We start from the raw sequence: 15,455 nt of genomic DNA, 5'->3' as shown, positions 1-15,455 counted from the left end.
CTCGCGTTATTATTGGCGGGAAGGCATTAAAATTTGATTAAGATGCTTGACAGTCACTTTCGTCTTTTGTAAGAACAGAAGCAAGGAGGTCACAATGAGGAAGGCCGAAGGTCCGTATAGGGCCGTCCTTTGTGCGATGACTATCGCAGTCCTGTTACTTGTAGTGGGGCTATCAGTAATGTCGCAGCCTACCAAAGTCGGCGCTCAGTCGTCAGGCTGCGGCCTGACCTTCACTTGTGGTAACCCGTTGCAGTGCACTATTGAGGTAATGGCCGTCTGGTGTAGCCCTGAATGCGAGTGTGGGACGCGCCGAGATTGCTGCTATCATGAATTTGGGCGGTGCGCCGATACCGATTCCTTTGAACACTGGGAGGGTTGCTGTTATGGTTGCTACCCCTAGTCATCTCACTACGGAAACGAGAATCGCTCATAGGGGAAAATGGATGAGACAAGCATTTCCCAGGAGCAAGATAATGAAACTGTCTCTCAGCTTGCTTCTCTTAAGCGGGGTCACTGTCGGCCTGGCTTATTCGATAAGGCACGCAAGGGAACAGACGCCTCCGATGGGGTTCACTCTGATTGCAACGCAGACCTTCACCTTAACCGGTAACAGTAAATCGTCACTTCGCGCCATCCACGTAAGATATCAGCGATCGAATGGGGCCTTTAAGGAGGTTGCCACCTACTATCGGGACGATGGCACGGTTGATCGTGAGGATGTCGTCTTCGGGATGCCGGGACGTGGCGTTTTCCGGGTTGGTCGAGAGAATCAGGTGCTCGACTACCTCTCAGCCATGCAGGCCAAGAGGCCGAAATTGTCCGAAGATGCTCTAGCGAAGGATCCCCATCTTGTGCGCGTGGATTCTGTTCTGGGCTATAAGACGTATGTGTTGCGCTTCCCCAAGCAGAACGGTGTGGGATACACAGAGGTCTACGTTGCTCCTGCCCTTCAGGGTATACCGATTAAGGTCGTTATGGTCTGGGATCGGGGAGTAGAAGTTATCGAGCCGACAAAGATTCAGTTGGGAGAGCCTCCTGAGAGCGTCTTCGCGGAAACGCCTGACTGGCCAGTGAAGTACGATCTGTTGAAACAAAAGATCCAGGCGGCGGAGCAGGCGGGCCATCCCGATGTGGCCCAGGAGCTGCGCCAGCAACTTGGGCAGATGCAACAACAGAAGCGCGAGCGATAAGGGAAGATTGCCGGCTCCGCAAGGAAACCGACCATTCATAGCTTTTGAATGGAAGGCCAGGGACACGCTCTCTGGCGATCACCCATATGCTTCTGGCAGAGCTCTGAATAACGGTCCGCTTTGCTTTAAACTGGTGGGACTTTGGGACCGACGTGTTGCGGCGCGGTGATAAAGATGAGCACCTCCCAATGGACTGGAGATCCGCCATCCATCGCGGGAGCTAAGGATACATGTTGACCCGGTGAGGCTCCTGCCGTACGAGGATAATACCGAACCTGGGATAGCCCGGCACTCTAACTCAACTGCTGACGCACCAAGTACCCTCGCCTCTAGGTCCTCTGCCCCTCAGGGGGTGTTCAGGAAATTTTGAACCCTGAGCTGGTCGGAATTTCGACGTAATCTTTTGGGCGAAGGGGTCTCAGGTGCGAGTTGAAGACCAGGGGCAGATCTCGGATAAGCATCCGCCTGTTGGGAGTCCTAGTTGGGATGCTATCGCGAATCGGAGAGAGCCATTCCCCCGAGGCAATCGGTCTCACGAATCTTAGCGGCAGAGCGAGAAGATATAGCGAAAAATGTCCTTGACCGAAACGACGCCGCGAGGTCGGCCATCCCCGGTCACAACCGGGAGATGGCGAAATCCTCCGAGGGACATCTGATGGAGAGTCACCGCCAGTGTATCCTGCTCGCTCAGGGTGACCGGATCGTGTGTCATCACCCGATCCACGGGAATCCGGTGAAGATCAAGGCCGGGCTCGGTGAGTTTCAGCAACACATCGCGCTCGGTTAAAATGCCGACGAGCTTCTCCCCCTCAACGACCAAAGCACAGCCGACCCGATGCTGCTTCATCGCAGCAATTGCCGTCGAAACCGGATCGTGCCGGGAAACGCTCACGGGATGAGCCAGGGGGAGACGGCTCAGCGTATCCTCCAGCAAGTGCTTTTGCAAGCCCGCGCGGGGAGCTGGTAAATCCAAATCCATTAAATCCCATAGGCATACCTCGCATGTCTCCGCGCCGGGAAGATTGTCGTGACCGCAGGCTGGACAGATCATGCTTGTGATATCCTGTGAAGCGATCAGCTCCGGCCGAACGCCTTTGGCCGCGTTTACCTATCGGGCGCTCCCGAGACTTAAAGTCACTCCACCACCCATGTATCGCCACTTTTGAGGAGCTGTTCGAGATTACCTCGACCCATCTTCTGCACGGCGAATTCGATCTGTTGATTGACCAGTTCGTCATAAGTGGGCTTGGCGACATCACGGAAGACTCCCACCGGTACGGGGAACGCCGGGTAGTCCATACGCGCGATCATGTAGGCCAGAGCCGAATCGGGAAGTGTTTCATCCCAGATGAGCAGATCATCTTCAGTGATTCCCCCACCTAAAGTCACCACTTCCAGTTGGGTCCCGCGAAGGCGAATCCCTTTCTCGTGATTTTTCCCGAAGACGAGCGGTTTGCCGTGCTCAAGGTTGACCATTCGATCATCCTTGACCGTGCGATCGGCAAAATGTTCAAAGGCTCCATCGTTGAAGATATTGCAGTTCTGGAAGACTTCCACAAACGCTACACCCCGATGGCGAGCAGCGCGTTCGATGATATAGGCCAGATGATCAGTGTGACGATCAACCGAGCGAGCCACGAAGGTCGCTTCCGCCGCCAGAGCGATGCAGATGGGATTGATGGGAGAATCAACGACGCCAAAGGGGGATGACTTGGTCTTCTTGCCGAATTCCGATGTCGGAGAATACTGCCCCTTGGTCAACCCGTAGATCCGGTTGTTGAAGAGGATGATCTTAATATCCACGTTCCGACGCATGGCGTGAATGAGGTGATTGCCGCCGATGCTCAACCCATCTCCATCCCCGGTGACGACCCACACGGAGAGGTCGGGGTTGCTGATCTTTATCCCGGTGGCGATGGCCGGAGCCCGGCCGTGAATACCGTGGAAGCCATAGGTGTTCATATAGTAGGGGAAACGACTGCTGCATCCGATGCCGGAGACGAACACGAACTTCTCCTTCGGGATGCCAAGGTTCGGCAGAACCTTTTGCACTTGAGCGAGAATGGCGTAATCACCGCAGCCAGGGCACCACCGGACTTCCTGGTCGGAAACAAAATCCTTTTTCGTGAGCGTGACCACTGGCGATTGGCTGCCTCCATTGTCCTTGATCGTCATAGCAGTTCCTCGATTTTCATCACTAATTCGGAGATCTTAAAGGGCCTTCCCTTGACCTTGTTGAAGGGAATCGCATCCACCAAATATTTGGCCCGTAGTAGAAATACGAGTTGTCCCATATTGAGTTCCGGGACGAGGACTTTGCGGAAGCGTGATAGAACCTGGCCGAGATTGCGAGGAAGGGGATTGAGATACCGGAGATGAATGCTGGAGACCGGTAGACCTTTCGCCTGAACCTGTTCGACAGCCGAGGTGATGGCGCCGTAGGTTCCGCCCCAGCCGACGACAAGGAGTTCGCCCTCTGTGTCCCCGAAGACTTCGACATCGGGGATGTCCTGCGCCACGCGCGCGATCTTCTCGGCCCGGAGGTGAGTCATCAGTTGATGGTTCTCAGGATCATAGCTGACGTTGCCAGTGATATGCTGCTTCTCCAACCCCCCAATGCGGTGTTCCAGCCCCGGCGTTCCCGGTATCGCCCACGGTCGCGCCAGAGTTTCCGGGTCACGCTGGTAGGGATAGAACCCGTTGGGATCGGTACGGAATTTGATTTCGATCTTGGGCAATTCCTCCAGCGAGGGCAGCTTCCACGGCTCCGCTCCATTGGCGAGATAACCGTCCGAAAGCACGATCACCGGCGTCATGTATTTCGTCGCCAGGCGGAAGGCTTCGATGGCCATATAGAAGCAATCCGAGGGTGTCGCCGGAGCCAGGACGACCAATGGGCTATCGCTGTTGCGACCGAACAAGGCTTGGAGGAGATCGCCCTGCTCTGTTTTCGTGGGCATCCCCGTACTCGGTCCGGCCCGTTGAATATCCAAGATCACCACCGGTAGCTCGGTCATGACGGCGAGATTGATGGCCTCCGACTTAAGGCACATCCCCGGACCGCTTGTTCCCGTCGCTCCCAGATACCCGACGAAACTCGCGCCGATGGCGGCACACATGGCTGCGATCTCGTCCTCCGCCTGGAACGTGCGCACACCGAAATTCTTGTGCACGGCCAGTTCGTGGAGAATATCACTGGCGGGCGTGATGGGATAACTCGCATAGAAGAGCGGATGCCCGGCCAGCTCCGATGCCGCAATCAAACCGAGAGCGAGAGCTTCATTGCCGGTGATCTTTCGATAGACTCCAGGCGCTATCTGGGCCTTCTTCACCCGATAGTGAGTGGTGAAAATCTCGCTGGCGTCAGCATAGGCGTAGCCGGCCCGCAGCGCCGTTGCATTCGCTTTGGCCAGTTCGGGATTCTTCTTGAATTTCTCCTCGATCCAGCGGAGGGTCGGCTCAAGGGGACGATCGAAGAGCCAGTACATCAATCCCAGAGCCCAAAAATTCTTGCATCGTTCTTTGTCTTTGGCCGGAAGATTGATCTCGCGCAGGGCGCTCATGTTGACCGTGGTGATGGGGATCTTAAATACCCGATACTTCGCCAGCGATCCGTCTTCTAGGGGATTTGAGGAATATCCGGCCTTCTTCAAATTCTGCTCGGTGAAAGCATCCGTGTTGACGATAATCATTCCTCCTTCAGGGAGGTCAGGGAGATGAACTTTGAGGGCCGCCGGATTCATCGCAACCAGCACGTCCGGTTGATCGCCCGGCGTGCGAATATCCCGGCTGCTAAAACAAATTTGATAGGCGCTCACGCCCGGCAGCGTTCCGGCGGGCGCACGAATCTCTGCGGGGAAGTCAGGAAACGTACCAAGATCGTTCCCCACGATGGCCGTCGTATTGCTGAACTGAGTTCCCGTCAGTTGCATTCCATCGCCGGAGTCTCCAGCGAAACGGACCGTCACGGTTTCCAGCTCTTCGATACGGTGCTTGACTTCTGCCTCTGCAAGACCAACCCTTTCCATATCCATCCTTGCCTCACTGATTATTGTTTTCTTTGAGATGATGCTTCCCCATGCTGATGCTGCCTCGTACCGGGCTCCCGTGCTGGCGAGGTACCCTTCAAGCCCCATCCGGGGCAGCAAACGTCTGATCGGCGCGCGGGGGCAGGTTGTAGACCTCGGTCGGGAAGTGGGCAGCGAGAAAGTCTATGATACTGCCAACGGAGACGATCCCGCGGCAGCGCCCGTTGTCATCCACAAGGGGAAGGTTGCGATACCCTCCTTCGTCCATCAACCGCATCGCTTCCCAGATCCGATCCCTAGCGCGAACGATCGTCGGATCGGGCGTCATGAACGCCTCGATTGGAGAGGTTCGATCAACGTCCGCTCCGACAACTTTCATCAACACATCACGGTCGGTAAAGATCCCGACCACGCGATCCTCCTCACACACAACCACACAGCCGAGACGCTCCTGCCGCATTCTCTCCAATACCTGTCCGAGCGGTGTTGCCCGAGACACGCACACACAGGGCGAGAGAATCAGCTCAGTCACCTGCGCCCGACGCAGTATTTCTTCGATGGACATGACCGCCACCGGTTGCAACAAGTGGCTATTATACTCATAGCTGGACTGTTCTGCCAACATGGAGAGGAGCTTGTGGCCGTTTCAATGGCATCGTTCTTACGCCATCAGAAAATTGACGCTCTGACAGACTTATACCAATTGCAGATTGCGGAGGGGTGGATTTCGGATTTATAGATCCCGTTCCCGTAACCAGTTATGGGCAATTCATGAGGGTTCTTCAAAAGGCAATTGGTATTACGCGGCCAGAAATTTTCTGACCCCAAGGGTGACGTTCATCCTACCTGAGCGATCTCATTCAGACTACCCTCGTGTATTGCGTAAGTCTTAAAGGAATAACCGCCCTGGCAGATGATGTCTGATCCCCCTGTTCAGAAACCAGCCGTGAGTGCTCGGCCTGAGAGGGCGACCGTTGGGGGGATCTTGATTTACGGGCCTTGCAGCAATGTTCTCAAGCTGAGGAGAGTTTTGAAATGGTTCTCGCACACTCAGCGTGAGTGCAACATGTTGGCGTACCCTCCTAAGGAGGTGCACCTTCGCTGCTGTGTAGGAGAGAGCCTTTCACGGCTCCTTTTCGCGGGGGCGGGGATCAAGACGTGCATGAGCAGGAGCACGCCCCTTTCTTATTCCCCACCCCTTCCGTAGCGGAGATAAAAGATTGGCTCTGTAGCTTGCTCAGTAGAAAAGAAGAAGGTGGATGTTGAAGAGAAAATCCACAATATCGAGAAAACTGAGTTCGCCCCATAGCGGCTGTGGGATAAAAGGATCGTAATACACCGGCATGGAATACACGCTGCCTTCAGCAGCAGATGCGCTCGCTTCATTTAAGGTGACAGCCGTGGCGATGAACGGTCTTCCCCCGTGAGTCTGCCCTCCAAAGACCAAATCGTCTCCCGGAAGAAAAGGTCTCCCTCCATGCGTCTGGCCAGCCCTGACAGGGAGAAAACAAGCGGTAAGGACGAACAAGATGGATACGGCTATTGCTTTCCGCATACTGTGTGTCCTCCTTATTCAGTCACACGCCATACTTCTTTCGAAGCATAGTGATATAGGCCTTAGTGACGCCGAGCAGTTCGGCGGCGCGAGTTTGGTTCTCTCCGGCATGTTTAAGTGCCTCAGTGAGCAAGAACCTGCCGAGAGATTCGTGAGCTTCTCGCCATGTCGGTAAGAAGCTCCCCTTGATGATGAAGATCCCTTCTTCTGTTCTCACCTTCTCTGCCTGTACAAGCTTTTCGATTCGGTCAATCTGCTCAAGTAGATAAGCATCGCTATAGCCGTTGATCAAATTTTTCGCCCGCTTGAGATGATCAAGGGCTTGCATGCCGTTGCCCCTGAGCACGCTCAGCTCCGCTAAATAGGTATGGGCTTCGGCCTGAAGCGATTTGTTTTTGAGCTCAATGGCCAGTTTAAGCGCTTCCTCAAGGGCTTGCTGACTGTCGTCGAAAAGACGTTTCGCCATCACCACCCTCCCCAGTGTAATGAGGGCCACCGCCTTCTCGCTCGGATTGTCTGCCAGTTCAGCTACTTCAATGGCCTGCTTGAGTGCCTTCTCTGCGTCCTCAAGCTTCCCTTGTTCGAATCTTAATCTGCCAATGAGTTCCAGAGTAGCAGCTTCTCCAGCAATGTCTTTGGAACGACGGCGCAGTTCAAGACTTTCGTCGAGCAGTTTGGTTGCTTTATCGAACTGGCCCATTCTGATATAAGAATAGGCCAGATTGTTAGTCGTGTGCGCGAGGTCATCAAAACAAGCATTTACCGTGAAGCAGTTGTAGGCACTTTGAAGCATTTGCGCGGCTTGTTCATAGTGGCCCTTACTATTGAGGAGCGCTCCGTAACTGCTCAACGCCAGGCCGTAATAGCGACCACCTTCCACCCTCTTGAGCAACTCTATTGCCCTGAGGAAGTCAGCCTCCGCCTCCCTGAAGTCACCGAGAATGTGATTTATCGCTCCGAGATTGAAGAAGATTAATCCGATGAGGAAATCAGCTTGATCGCCGCGTAGCGACGAGGTGTAGTCAAGGGCCTGGAGCATGTATTGCTTAGCCCGATCAAAGTCCCCCCCGCGCCGTTTAATACGGCCGAGCATATAGAGCGAGCGGGCCAACCCCACCGGATCATTATTGAGGCTGAAGATCCCATAGACAACCTGCGCGTGCCTCTCCGCTTCCTCATATTCCCCACGCCAATAGGCAAGCTCGGCTCTGGCCAGACCAAATTCTGCTGCATCACTGAGGCTGGCTTCCGTGAGCTTGTTCTCGAAGGGAGCCAAAACCTCGGCCGCTTCCTCCAGTTGTCCCTTATAAATCAGAACCTGCGCCTTCAGGGCAGCGACCCGCACAGATGCCGCCGGAAGAGTTTCGCTCAGCCTTTCGGCTTCCCCAAAGTGGCCCGAAAGGACCAACTCTTCCAACACGGTGGACGCTTTTTCCTGCCGTATCTCTTTGACTTTTGTCGCCTTCATCATTCGACGCCTCCGCCGACGTCAACCATCCGTCTTCATGCAGCCCCCACTATAGCGAAACTCCCGGACAATGTCAAGGGAGTTTTACTTTAAGCAGACAAATAGTTCAAATCTGTTTACTTTTTAAAAATTTTCTGTGATTAAATTTTCTTCTTGACATTTTGGAAAATGATGCTATACTATAGGCGTGTTTGAAATCATGAACAAACGGGAGGTAGAAATGAGAAAAAGCCGTGGGCAAATTGATCTTGCTTCAATCGTGCTGGCCTTACTGGCTGCACTTCAGACGATTGGCTCGGGTTCCTGTCCCATCCCCGGTATAAGCCAGTAAGCTACGCGAAATCAATTAATTAACTCGATAAGGAGGGATCGTACGATGACTCGACGACACAACGGGCAGCTTGATCTGGCTTCACTTATTGCCGCATTCCTTGTGCTGATTCCACTTTTGGGATCGGGTTCATGCCCCATCCCTGGTATCAGCCAGTAAGCTCACAAGCTCTTGAATTCCCTAAACTCACAGAAAGGAGGACGCTACGATGAGGACACAACATGGGCAACTCGATCTGGCTGTGCTTTTGCTGGCGCTGTTGGCCTTGATCCCGCTGATCACCAGCGGATCTTGTCCGATTCCCGGCATCAGCCAGTAAGTCAAGTTAACTCAGCGCAAAGAGCTTCTTCATAGACCATCCCACCGGGCCCGCTCAGCCACGGGCCCGGTCTCACCCGTACCGGAAGGAGGAAAAAAATGGTCGCCGCCGTGAAAAACCTGACATCTGATTATGATCTGGCTCGCGCCTCAGCGCTTGGAGGCACAGAGGCTTTCGAGCAATTGTATCTCTCGCATTACCGCCGGGTTTACTCTCTGTGTCTGCGTCTTGTCGGCAATGCCACCGATGCCGAAGATTTGACTCAGGAGGTGTTCATTCATCTTTACCGCAAGATTTCGAGCTTTCGCGGGGAATCGGCCTTCACCACTTGGCTTCATCGGCTGACGGTGAACCTTGTCCTGATGCATTTGAGAAAGCGCCGGCCGACCTTTGAGCCGATGGATAGCGATCAGCTCCGCGACTACCTTGAGAAACAAAACCCTCATACTGACATGTCGCTGTGTGTTGAGAGAATCGCTCTGGAACGCGCCATTCGGCAACTTCCCGCTGGTTATCGAACGATTCTCGTTCTCCACGACATTGAAGGGTATGGGCACGAAGAGATTGCGCGGATGCTGGGAATCACCATCGGGACAACCAAATCACAATTACACAAAGCGCGGCTCAAGGTCCGACGGCTCTTACGTCGCCGGCGATAGAGACAGGCTATCCGGGGGGTACACCACCCTCCCTGCCACGAGCGTGGCCTTGACCGCTCCTGTCAGACGCCAGCCATCGAACGGTGTATTCCGGCTTTTTGATTGGAACTTCCCGGCATCAACGACCACCGTGCGATGGGGATCGAGGATCGTGATATCAGCGATTGCTCCGGGCCTCAGGGTTCCGCGGTTGAGATTCAGAATTGATGCTGGTGTCGTCGAGAAAAGTTCCACCAGGCGACGCCAGCCGATGCGCCCTGAGTGAACGAGCCGATCCAGAGCCAGGCTGACGGCCGTTTCCAGCCCCACCACTCCAAAGGGGGCGAGATCGAACTCCCTCATCTTCTCATCAATGGGGTGAGGGGCATGATCGGTCGCTATAGCATCTATGGTCCCGTCGGCCAATCCTTCGAGCAGGGCAGCCACGTCCTCTGGGGTACGCAGCGGGGGATTCATTTTCGTATTGGGATTGTACGTCCGAACTGCTTCCTCGGTGAGGGTGAAGTGGTGAGGGGTGACCTCGCAGGTGATGCGAATTCCCCGACGCTTGGCCTGTCGAATGAGGTGAACCGAGGCGGCGGTACTCACGTGGGCGATGTGGATGTGGGCGTCGGTCAGTTCGGCCAGCAGGATGTCCCGAGCGACGTGAACGGCCTCGGCGACCCAGCTTATTCCTCTCAACCCGAGAAGGGTTGACCAGTATCCCTCGTTCATCACTCCGGCGGCTGAGATGTTCTTGTCCTCGCAGTGGTCAATCACGGGAAGACCGAATTGCTTGGCGTATTCCATGGCCCGGCGCATAATCTGACCGTTCATGACCGGCTGTCCATCATCGCTGATGGCGACGATGCCCGCCTCGCGCATTTCTCCAATTTCCGCCAGAGTTTCGCCGCGCAGACCTTGAGTGACGGCTCCGATGGGGAAGACGTTAACGACGCCACGGCTCCGGGCGCGGTCCAGCACAAACCGGGTGACGGCGGCATTATCGTTCACTGGGTTGGTGTTGGCCATGGCGCAGACAGAGGTGAAACCTCCGGCGGCAGCAGCTCGTGTTCCCGTCTCAATTGTTTCGGCATCTTCGCCGCCGGGCTCCCGCAAATGAGTGTGCAGGTCAATGAAACCAGGGGCGACGATGCAGCCCTTGGCCTCGAGCACAAGCGCATCGGGAACCTCAATGCGGGGAGCGATGTCTGTGACCGTCCCATCGGTGATCAGGAGGTCACCGACAGATTCAATGGATTGCGAGGGATCAACTATCAGTCCTGAGCGAATGACCAGTTTCATCGAGCGGTAATCTTACGAGTCCCCCTTGGGCATGGTCAACCTCAGCATTTCAGCATGTTGAAGTCAGACCGATTTTCTGCTACCTTTACGGCTGTCTCGACGGGATGCTTGGTCACAGCAGCAAATCACGCAGGGAGGTGGGTGACTCCTCAACGAACGACGATCATTCGGGGAGCCGCCGGGGCGGACGGATCATGCAGCGATCCCCAAGGCCGGCTGTCGGAGGCGAATGATCTGAAAAACGTGCCATGGGCGAGAGGCAACTTCGCTCGCGTTGACAAGGCGATGAACGACCGTATAATTGTGCAACTTTGAAATGTTCGTTGATCTCACACAATGGACGGAAGAGGAACTGCGTCTGGAGCATCACTATCTGCCGGACCAGTTTGATATGGCTGACGACCAGCTCATGGTCAGTGAACCTCCTCATGTTTTCTTTCACCTCCGAAGGCTGGGGCGAGAGATTCGCGTTCAGGGGAATGTGACGGCCGAGCTAATGGTTTCCTGCGATCGCTGTCTGACCGTTTTCCGGTTGCCGGTGGAAACGAGTTTTGACGTCTTCTATGCTCCGATTGAGGTGTTGACCCCGGAGGAGGAAGTGGAGCTGACCGAGCGCGATCTCACGTTTGGCTTTTACCGGAACGACCTCATTGATCTCACGGGGCTCGTTCGCGAGCAGATTCGCCTGGCATTGCCTTTCCGTCTTCTGTGTCGTGAGGACTGCCGGGGATTATGTCCGCGCTGTGGAGCCGACTTGAACGAAGGTGACTGCGGCTGTCGCAGCGAGGAGATTGATGCGCGGTGGGCCGCTTTGGCCGAACTGAGGAAGCACCTGACCGATGTGGGAGGATGAGACGATGCCGAATCCCAAACGCCGACATTCGAAATCGCGACGGGGACGTCGTCGGGCGCACGATGCGCTGGCGTTGCCGTCGTTGACAACCTGTCCGCAGTGTCGGGAGCCGATGGCCATGCATCGGGCCTGTCCCAAGTGCGGCTATTATAAAGGACGTGAGGTCCTTCCGGTGAAGGAGTAGCCTCGGCTCTTATGATCCGAATTGCCCTCGACGTGATGGGTGGTGATCGGGCTCCGCTCACTGAAATTGACGGAGCGCTTCTGGCTGTTTCCGAACTGGATGTGGAGCTGACGTTAATCGGACCGGAGTCGCGGATCCGGGAGGAGTTGCGGCGTCGAGGCCAGCGGTCGAACCGACGAATTGACGTCCTTCATGCGCCGGAGGTGATCACGATGGATGATCCGGTCATTCCGGCGATCCGCCGCAAACGCAACTCGAGCATCGTCGTGGGACTGCGGTATGTTCAGGAGGGGAACGCTCAAGCGTTCGTTAGCGCGGGCAATACGGGAGCGGTGATGGCGGCGGCCAAGATGATCCTCAAAACGCCTCCCTCCATTGACCGTCCGGCGCTGGCGACGATTCTACCCACGCTCACCGGTCGAGGAGTTGTCCTGGTTGATGTGGGGGCCAACGCCGAGTGCCGCCCGATTCACCTCTTGCAGTTCGCCATCATGGGTAATCTCTATGCTCGCACGATCCTCGGGCTTCGATCTCCCCGGGTCGCTCTCATGTCCATCGGCGAGGAAGAAGTCAAGGGGAATGATCTCACTCGCGAAGCCTATAAGCTGCTGGAGCGCTCCGATCTCAATTTCGTCGGCAATATTGAGGGCCGGAACATCTACACCGGCGAAGTGGATGTCATCGTCTGCGATGGGTTCACCGGAAATGTCATTTTGAAAACGAGCGAGGGGGTCTTCGAGATGCTCGTCGCTGGCATCCGCCAGGAGTTGATGCGTTCGGTCCAGACGAAAGTGGGGGCGTTTCTCTCTCGGCCGGCGTTCGAGAACTTTCGTCGTCGGTTTGATTGGTCGGAATTTGGAGGGGCGCCTCTGCTCGGGGTCAAGGAGGTGTGTGTCATCTGTCACGGACGATCGAACGCTCGCGCCATTCGCAATGCGATTCGCGTGGCGAAGGAGCTGTGCGAGCGCCGCGTGGTGGAAAAGATCGAACAAGAAGTCGCCAAATTTGAGCGGCAGCAGGTGAAGGCCGCTCATTGAATATGGCTCCTGGCGTACAAGAGAGCTCTGCCATGGCTCAAGGAACATCCATGCGAAGGGGGGAACGATGGGGAAAGTGAACGTCGGCATCACGGGAACAGGCCACGCTTTACCTTCCGGGGTGATCACCAATCCGGACCTGGAACAGATGGTTGATACAAGCGATGAGTGGATCTCGACGCGCACCGGCATTCGCCAGCGTCGCAAGGCGGGCCCGGAAGAGTTCACCTCGACAATTGCCTGCCAGGCCGCCCGTCAGGCGATGGCGATGGCGGGTGTTGAGGCTACCGACATTGATCTGATCATCTGTGCGACGGTTTGCCCCGATATGGCGTTGCCCTCGACGGCCTGCTTGATTCAGGCGATGCTGGGAGCCAAGAGGGCCGCCGCTTTCGATATGGCGGCAGCTTGTTCGGGATTTATTTACGGCCTCGCGCTGGCTGAGGGAGCCATCGCGACAGGTCGAGCACAAACCGTGCTTCTCATCGGCGCGGAACTGCTGACCCGCTACGTGGACTATACGGACCGCGCCACCTGCGTCCTCTTCGGGGATGGGGCGGGGGCGGCGATCCTTCAACCGGTGGATGACCGTCGAGGAATTCTCGGCGTGAGGATTCAAAGTGACGGAGAGTATGCCGATTACCTCTACATTCCCGGCGGGGGCACGCGATTCCCGGCATCACCGGAGACGGTGGCCAATCGTCTTCATTACATCAAGATGAGGGGGAACGAGCTGTTCAAAGTTGCCGTGCGGAGCATGGAGGAGATTTCCCGTCGCGTTCTCGATGATCTGCGCATGTCGCCCAGTGATATTGATCTTCTCATCCCGCATCAGGCCAATCAGCGGATCACCGATGCGGTGGCCGATCGCCTGGGAATCCCGGCGGCCAAGGTCTATTCGAACATTGATCGAGTGGGGAACACGTCGTCGGCTTCGATCCCGATCGCGCTGGACGAATGCGTCCGGTCGGGTCGGATTAAGGGCGGGGACGTGATCATGATGACGAGCTTTGGTGCCGGTGTGACCTACGGAGCGGCAGTCCTTCGCTGGTGAAAGGTGAGTCGGTGGCCATGGGCAAGATCGCCTTCATTTTTCCCGGTCAAGGGTCTCAGCAACCGGGGATGGGGAAATTGATGGCTGAAGCTTACGCGAGTGCGGCGGATGTCTTCGCCCGTGCTGATGAGGTCCTGGGGCTGCCGCTCAGCCGACTCTGTTTTGAAGGCCCCGCCGAGGAGCTGACGCTCACGGTGAACACGCAACCGGCGCTGCTGGCCGTGTCGGTGGCCTGTCATCGAGTCCTGGAGGAAGCCGGGCTGAAGCCGGATTTCGTCGCCGGGCACAGCCTCGGCGAATATTCGGCGTTGGTCGCCGCGCGAGCCCTCTCGCTGGAGGACGCCGTGAGGACTGTTCGGAATCGCGGTCGCTACATGCAGGAAGCGGTGGAAGTCGGCGTGGGAGCGATGGCGGCCATCCTCGGTGCTCCGCGAGACGTCGTCGAGGAAGCCTGTCGAGAAGTCTGCCGTGACCATCCGGACTGGGTGTGTTCCCCGGCCAATTTCAATTCGCCGCAGCAGATCGTCATCGCCGGTCATGCGGAAGCCGTGCAGCGGGCGGCCGAGCGTCTGCGCGAGCGGGGAGCACGACGGGTTGTTATGTTATCGGTCAGTGCCCCTTTTCACTGCGCCCTCATGAAACCCGCCGAAGAGAGATTGGCCGATGATCTCCGTCGTCTTCCTCTCCGGGATTTGCAGATCCCTCTGGTCACGAATGTTGATGCGGAGATCATCACTTCTGGCGAGCGGGCGCGTGATGCGCTGATACGTCAGGTCTCCCGGCCCGTTCGCTGGGAGGACTCCATTCGTCGGCTGGTAGCCGAAGGAGTCACCACGTTTGTCGAAGTGGGTCCCGGTCGGGTTCTCACCGGCCTGGTCAAAAACATTGATCGGACGGTTGAAACGCTGTCGGTCGAGGATCCGGCGAGTTTGCGGGAAACGCTCGCGAGGTTAGGGCAATGATCACTCTCGATGGTCGCGTGGCGATTGTCACGGGAGCCTCGCAGGGCATCGGGCGGGAGTGCGCGCGGGCGCTGGCGATGGCGGGAGCCAATGTCTCCCTGCTGGCGCGAAACCGGGAGAAACTCGAAGCGGTCGCCGATGAGATTCGACAGATGGGGCGTCAGGCCCTCGTCGCCCCGACCGATGTCACAGACGCCGAACAGATCAAGGCGGCGGTGAGTCGAACGCTGGAGACCTTCGGCCACATTGATATTCTGGTGAACAACGCCGGCATCACCCGCGATGCCCTGGTCCTGCGAATGAAGCGAGAGGATTGGGACGATGTGATTGCGACGAACCTGACGAGCGTCTTGCTGTGTACCCAGGCGGTGCTGCCTTACATGCTTCGGGCGCGCTACGGACGGATCATCAACATGACCTCGGTGATGGGACAGATGGGCGGTCCCGGCGTAGCCAACTATGCGGCGGCGAAAGCGGGCATCATCGGCTTCACCAAGTCGCTGGCCAAGGAGGTGGCGTCGCGCAACATCA

The 15,455-nt window shown here is 56.5% G+C and carries 15 protein-coding genes; 8 read left to right on the top strand and 7 right to left on the bottom strand.

Annotation, left to right across the window (positions count from 1 at the left end; translation table 11 throughout):
• Positions 1-473 precede the first annotated feature (473 nt).
• Positions 474-1,190 carry a hypothetical protein gene (locus VNM72_04020; protein ID HXF04564.1) on the top strand — a complete coding sequence of 239 codons (717 nt, stop codon included), beginning with the start codon at positions 474-476 and terminating at the stop codon, positions 1,188-1,190.
• 541 nt (positions 1,191-1,731) lie between these two features.
• Here VNM72_04020 and VNM72_04015 read toward each other — a convergent pair.
• From VNM72_04015 to VNM72_03990, 6 genes are all read right to left on the bottom strand, one after another.
• Positions 1,732-2,169, bottom strand: coding sequence for a CBS domain-containing protein (locus VNM72_04015; protein HXF04563.1), 438 nt, complete (start codon positions 2,167-2,169; stop codon positions 1,732-1,734).
• A 155-nt stretch (positions 2,170-2,324) separates the two neighbouring features.
• Positions 2,325-3,365: a 2-oxoacid:ferredoxin oxidoreductase subunit beta gene (locus VNM72_04010; GenBank protein HXF04562.1), complete on the bottom strand. Its 1,041-nt coding sequence runs from the start codon at positions 3,363-3,365 to the stop codon at positions 2,325-2,327.
• Positions 3,362-5,224 (bottom strand): 2-oxoacid:acceptor oxidoreductase subunit alpha, encoded by a 1,863-nt coding sequence (locus VNM72_04005; protein HXF04561.1) that lies wholly within the window; start codon positions 5,222-5,224, stop codon positions 3,362-3,364. The genes VNM72_04010 and VNM72_04005 overlap by 4 nt, the downstream gene beginning before the upstream one ends.
• A gap of 91 nt (positions 5,225-5,315) precedes the next feature.
• Positions 5,316-5,843, bottom strand: a complete 528-nt coding sequence (locus tag VNM72_04000; GenBank protein HXF04560.1) for a CBS domain-containing protein — start codon at positions 5,841-5,843, stop codon at positions 5,316-5,318.
• Between the two features lie 612 nt (positions 5,844-6,455).
• Complete coding sequence (locus tag VNM72_03995; protein ID HXF04559.1) at positions 6,456-6,773, bottom strand: hypothetical protein; 318 nt, start codon at positions 6,771-6,773, stop codon at positions 6,456-6,458.
• A 22-nt stretch (positions 6,774-6,795) separates the two neighbouring features.
• Entirely contained in the window at positions 6,796-8,244 is a 1,449-nt protein-coding gene (locus VNM72_03990; protein ID HXF04558.1) for a tetratricopeptide repeat protein, read from the bottom strand.
• Positions 8,245-8,989: 745 nt separating this feature from the next.
• Here VNM72_03990 and VNM72_03985 point away from each other — a divergent pair.
• The gene (locus VNM72_03985) at positions 8,990-9,550 is read left to right on the top strand and encodes an RNA polymerase sigma factor (protein HXF04557.1); all 561 of its coding nucleotides are present in this window, start codon (positions 8,990-8,992) and stop codon (positions 9,548-9,550) included.
• On the opposite strand, the gene VNM72_03980 is transcribed toward VNM72_03985, so the two are convergent.
• Complete coding sequence (locus VNM72_03980) at positions 9,533-10,834, bottom strand: dihydroorotase (protein HXF04556.1); 1,302 nt, start codon at positions 10,832-10,834, stop codon at positions 9,533-9,535. The genes VNM72_03985 and VNM72_03980 overlap by 18 nt on opposite strands.
• Before the next feature lie 316 nt (positions 10,835-11,150).
• On the opposite strand from VNM72_03980, the gene VNM72_03975 reads away from it, so the two are divergent.
• From VNM72_03975 to VNM72_03950, 6 genes are all read left to right on the top strand, one after another.
• Positions 11,151-11,687, top strand: a complete 537-nt coding sequence (locus VNM72_03975) for a DUF177 domain-containing protein (protein ID HXF04555.1) — start codon at positions 11,151-11,153, stop codon at positions 11,685-11,687.
• Positions 11,688-11,691: 4 nt separating this feature from the next.
• A complete protein-coding gene (rpmF, locus tag VNM72_03970; GenBank protein ID HXF04554.1) occupies positions 11,692-11,871 on the top strand; it encodes a 50S ribosomal protein L32 in 180 nt (59 codons plus the stop codon).
• A gap of 11 nt (positions 11,872-11,882) precedes the next feature.
• On the top strand, positions 11,883-12,908 hold the full coding sequence (plsX, locus tag VNM72_03965; protein ID HXF04553.1) for a phosphate acyltransferase PlsX: 1,026 nt from the start codon (positions 11,883-11,885) through the stop codon (positions 12,906-12,908).
• Between the two features lie 67 nt (positions 12,909-12,975).
• Entirely contained in the window at positions 12,976-13,962 is a 987-nt protein-coding gene (locus VNM72_03960) for a beta-ketoacyl-ACP synthase III (GenBank protein ID HXF04552.1), read from the top strand.
• Positions 13,963-13,979: 17 nt separating this feature from the next.
• Entirely contained in the window at positions 13,980-14,924 is a 945-nt protein-coding gene (gene fabD / locus VNM72_03955) for an ACP S-malonyltransferase (GenBank protein ID HXF04551.1), read from the top strand.
• Positions 14,921-15,455, top strand: a 535-nt coding sequence (locus tag VNM72_03950; protein ID HXF04550.1) for an SDR family NAD(P)-dependent oxidoreductase, incomplete at its 3' end; no start/stop codon positions are given. The genes fabD and VNM72_03950, both read left to right, overlap by 4 nt.

The organism is Blastocatellia bacterium (assembly GCA_035573895.1).
Classification (GTDB): Bacteria; Acidobacteriota; Blastocatellia; order HR10; family HR10; genus DATLZR01.
This window is presented reverse-complemented; position numbering and strand designations above follow the sequence as displayed.

Coding starts and splice junctions, on each gene's coding strand:
- VNM72_04015 (HXF04563.1), bottom strand. CDS start 2,169: ATGGATTTGGATTTACCAGCTCCCCGCGCGGGCTTGCAAAAGCACTTG.
- VNM72_03985 (HXF04557.1), top strand. CDS start 8,990: ATGGTCGCCGCCGTGAAAAACCTGACATCTGATTATGATCTGGCTCGC.
- VNM72_04010 (HXF04562.1), bottom strand. CDS start 3,365: ATGACGATCAAGGACAATGGAGGCAGCCAATCGCCAGTGGTCACGCTC.
- VNM72_04005 (HXF04561.1), bottom strand. CDS start 5,224: ATGGATATGGAAAGGGTTGGTCTTGCAGAGGCAGAAGTCAAGCACCGT.
- rpmF (HXF04554.1), top strand. CDS start 11,692: ATGCCGAATCCCAAACGCCGACATTCGAAATCGCGACGGGGACGTCGT.
- VNM72_03975 (HXF04555.1), top strand. CDS start 11,151: ATGTTCGTTGATCTCACACAATGGACGGAAGAGGAACTGCGTCTGGAG.
- VNM72_03980 (HXF04556.1), bottom strand. CDS start 10,834: ATGAAACTGGTCATTCGCTCAGGACTGATAGTTGATCCCTCGCAATCC.
- plsX (HXF04553.1), top strand. CDS start 11,883: ATGATCCGAATTGCCCTCGACGTGATGGGTGGTGATCGGGCTCCGCTC.
- VNM72_03995 (HXF04559.1), bottom strand. CDS start 6,773: ATGCGGAAAGCAATAGCCGTATCCATCTTGTTCGTCCTTACCGCTTGT.
- VNM72_04000 (HXF04560.1), bottom strand. CDS start 5,843: ATGTTGGCAGAACAGTCCAGCTATGAGTATAATAGCCACTTGTTGCAA.
- VNM72_03960 (HXF04552.1), top strand. CDS start 12,976: ATGGGGAAAGTGAACGTCGGCATCACGGGAACAGGCCACGCTTTACCT.
- VNM72_03990 (HXF04558.1), bottom strand. CDS start 8,244: ATGATGAAGGCGACAAAAGTCAAAGAGATACGGCAGGAAAAAGCGTCC.
- fabD (HXF04551.1), top strand. CDS start 13,980: ATGGGCAAGATCGCCTTCATTTTTCCCGGTCAAGGGTCTCAGCAACCG.
- VNM72_04020 (HXF04564.1), top strand. CDS start 474: ATGAAACTGTCTCTCAGCTTGCTTCTCTTAAGCGGGGTCACTGTCGGC.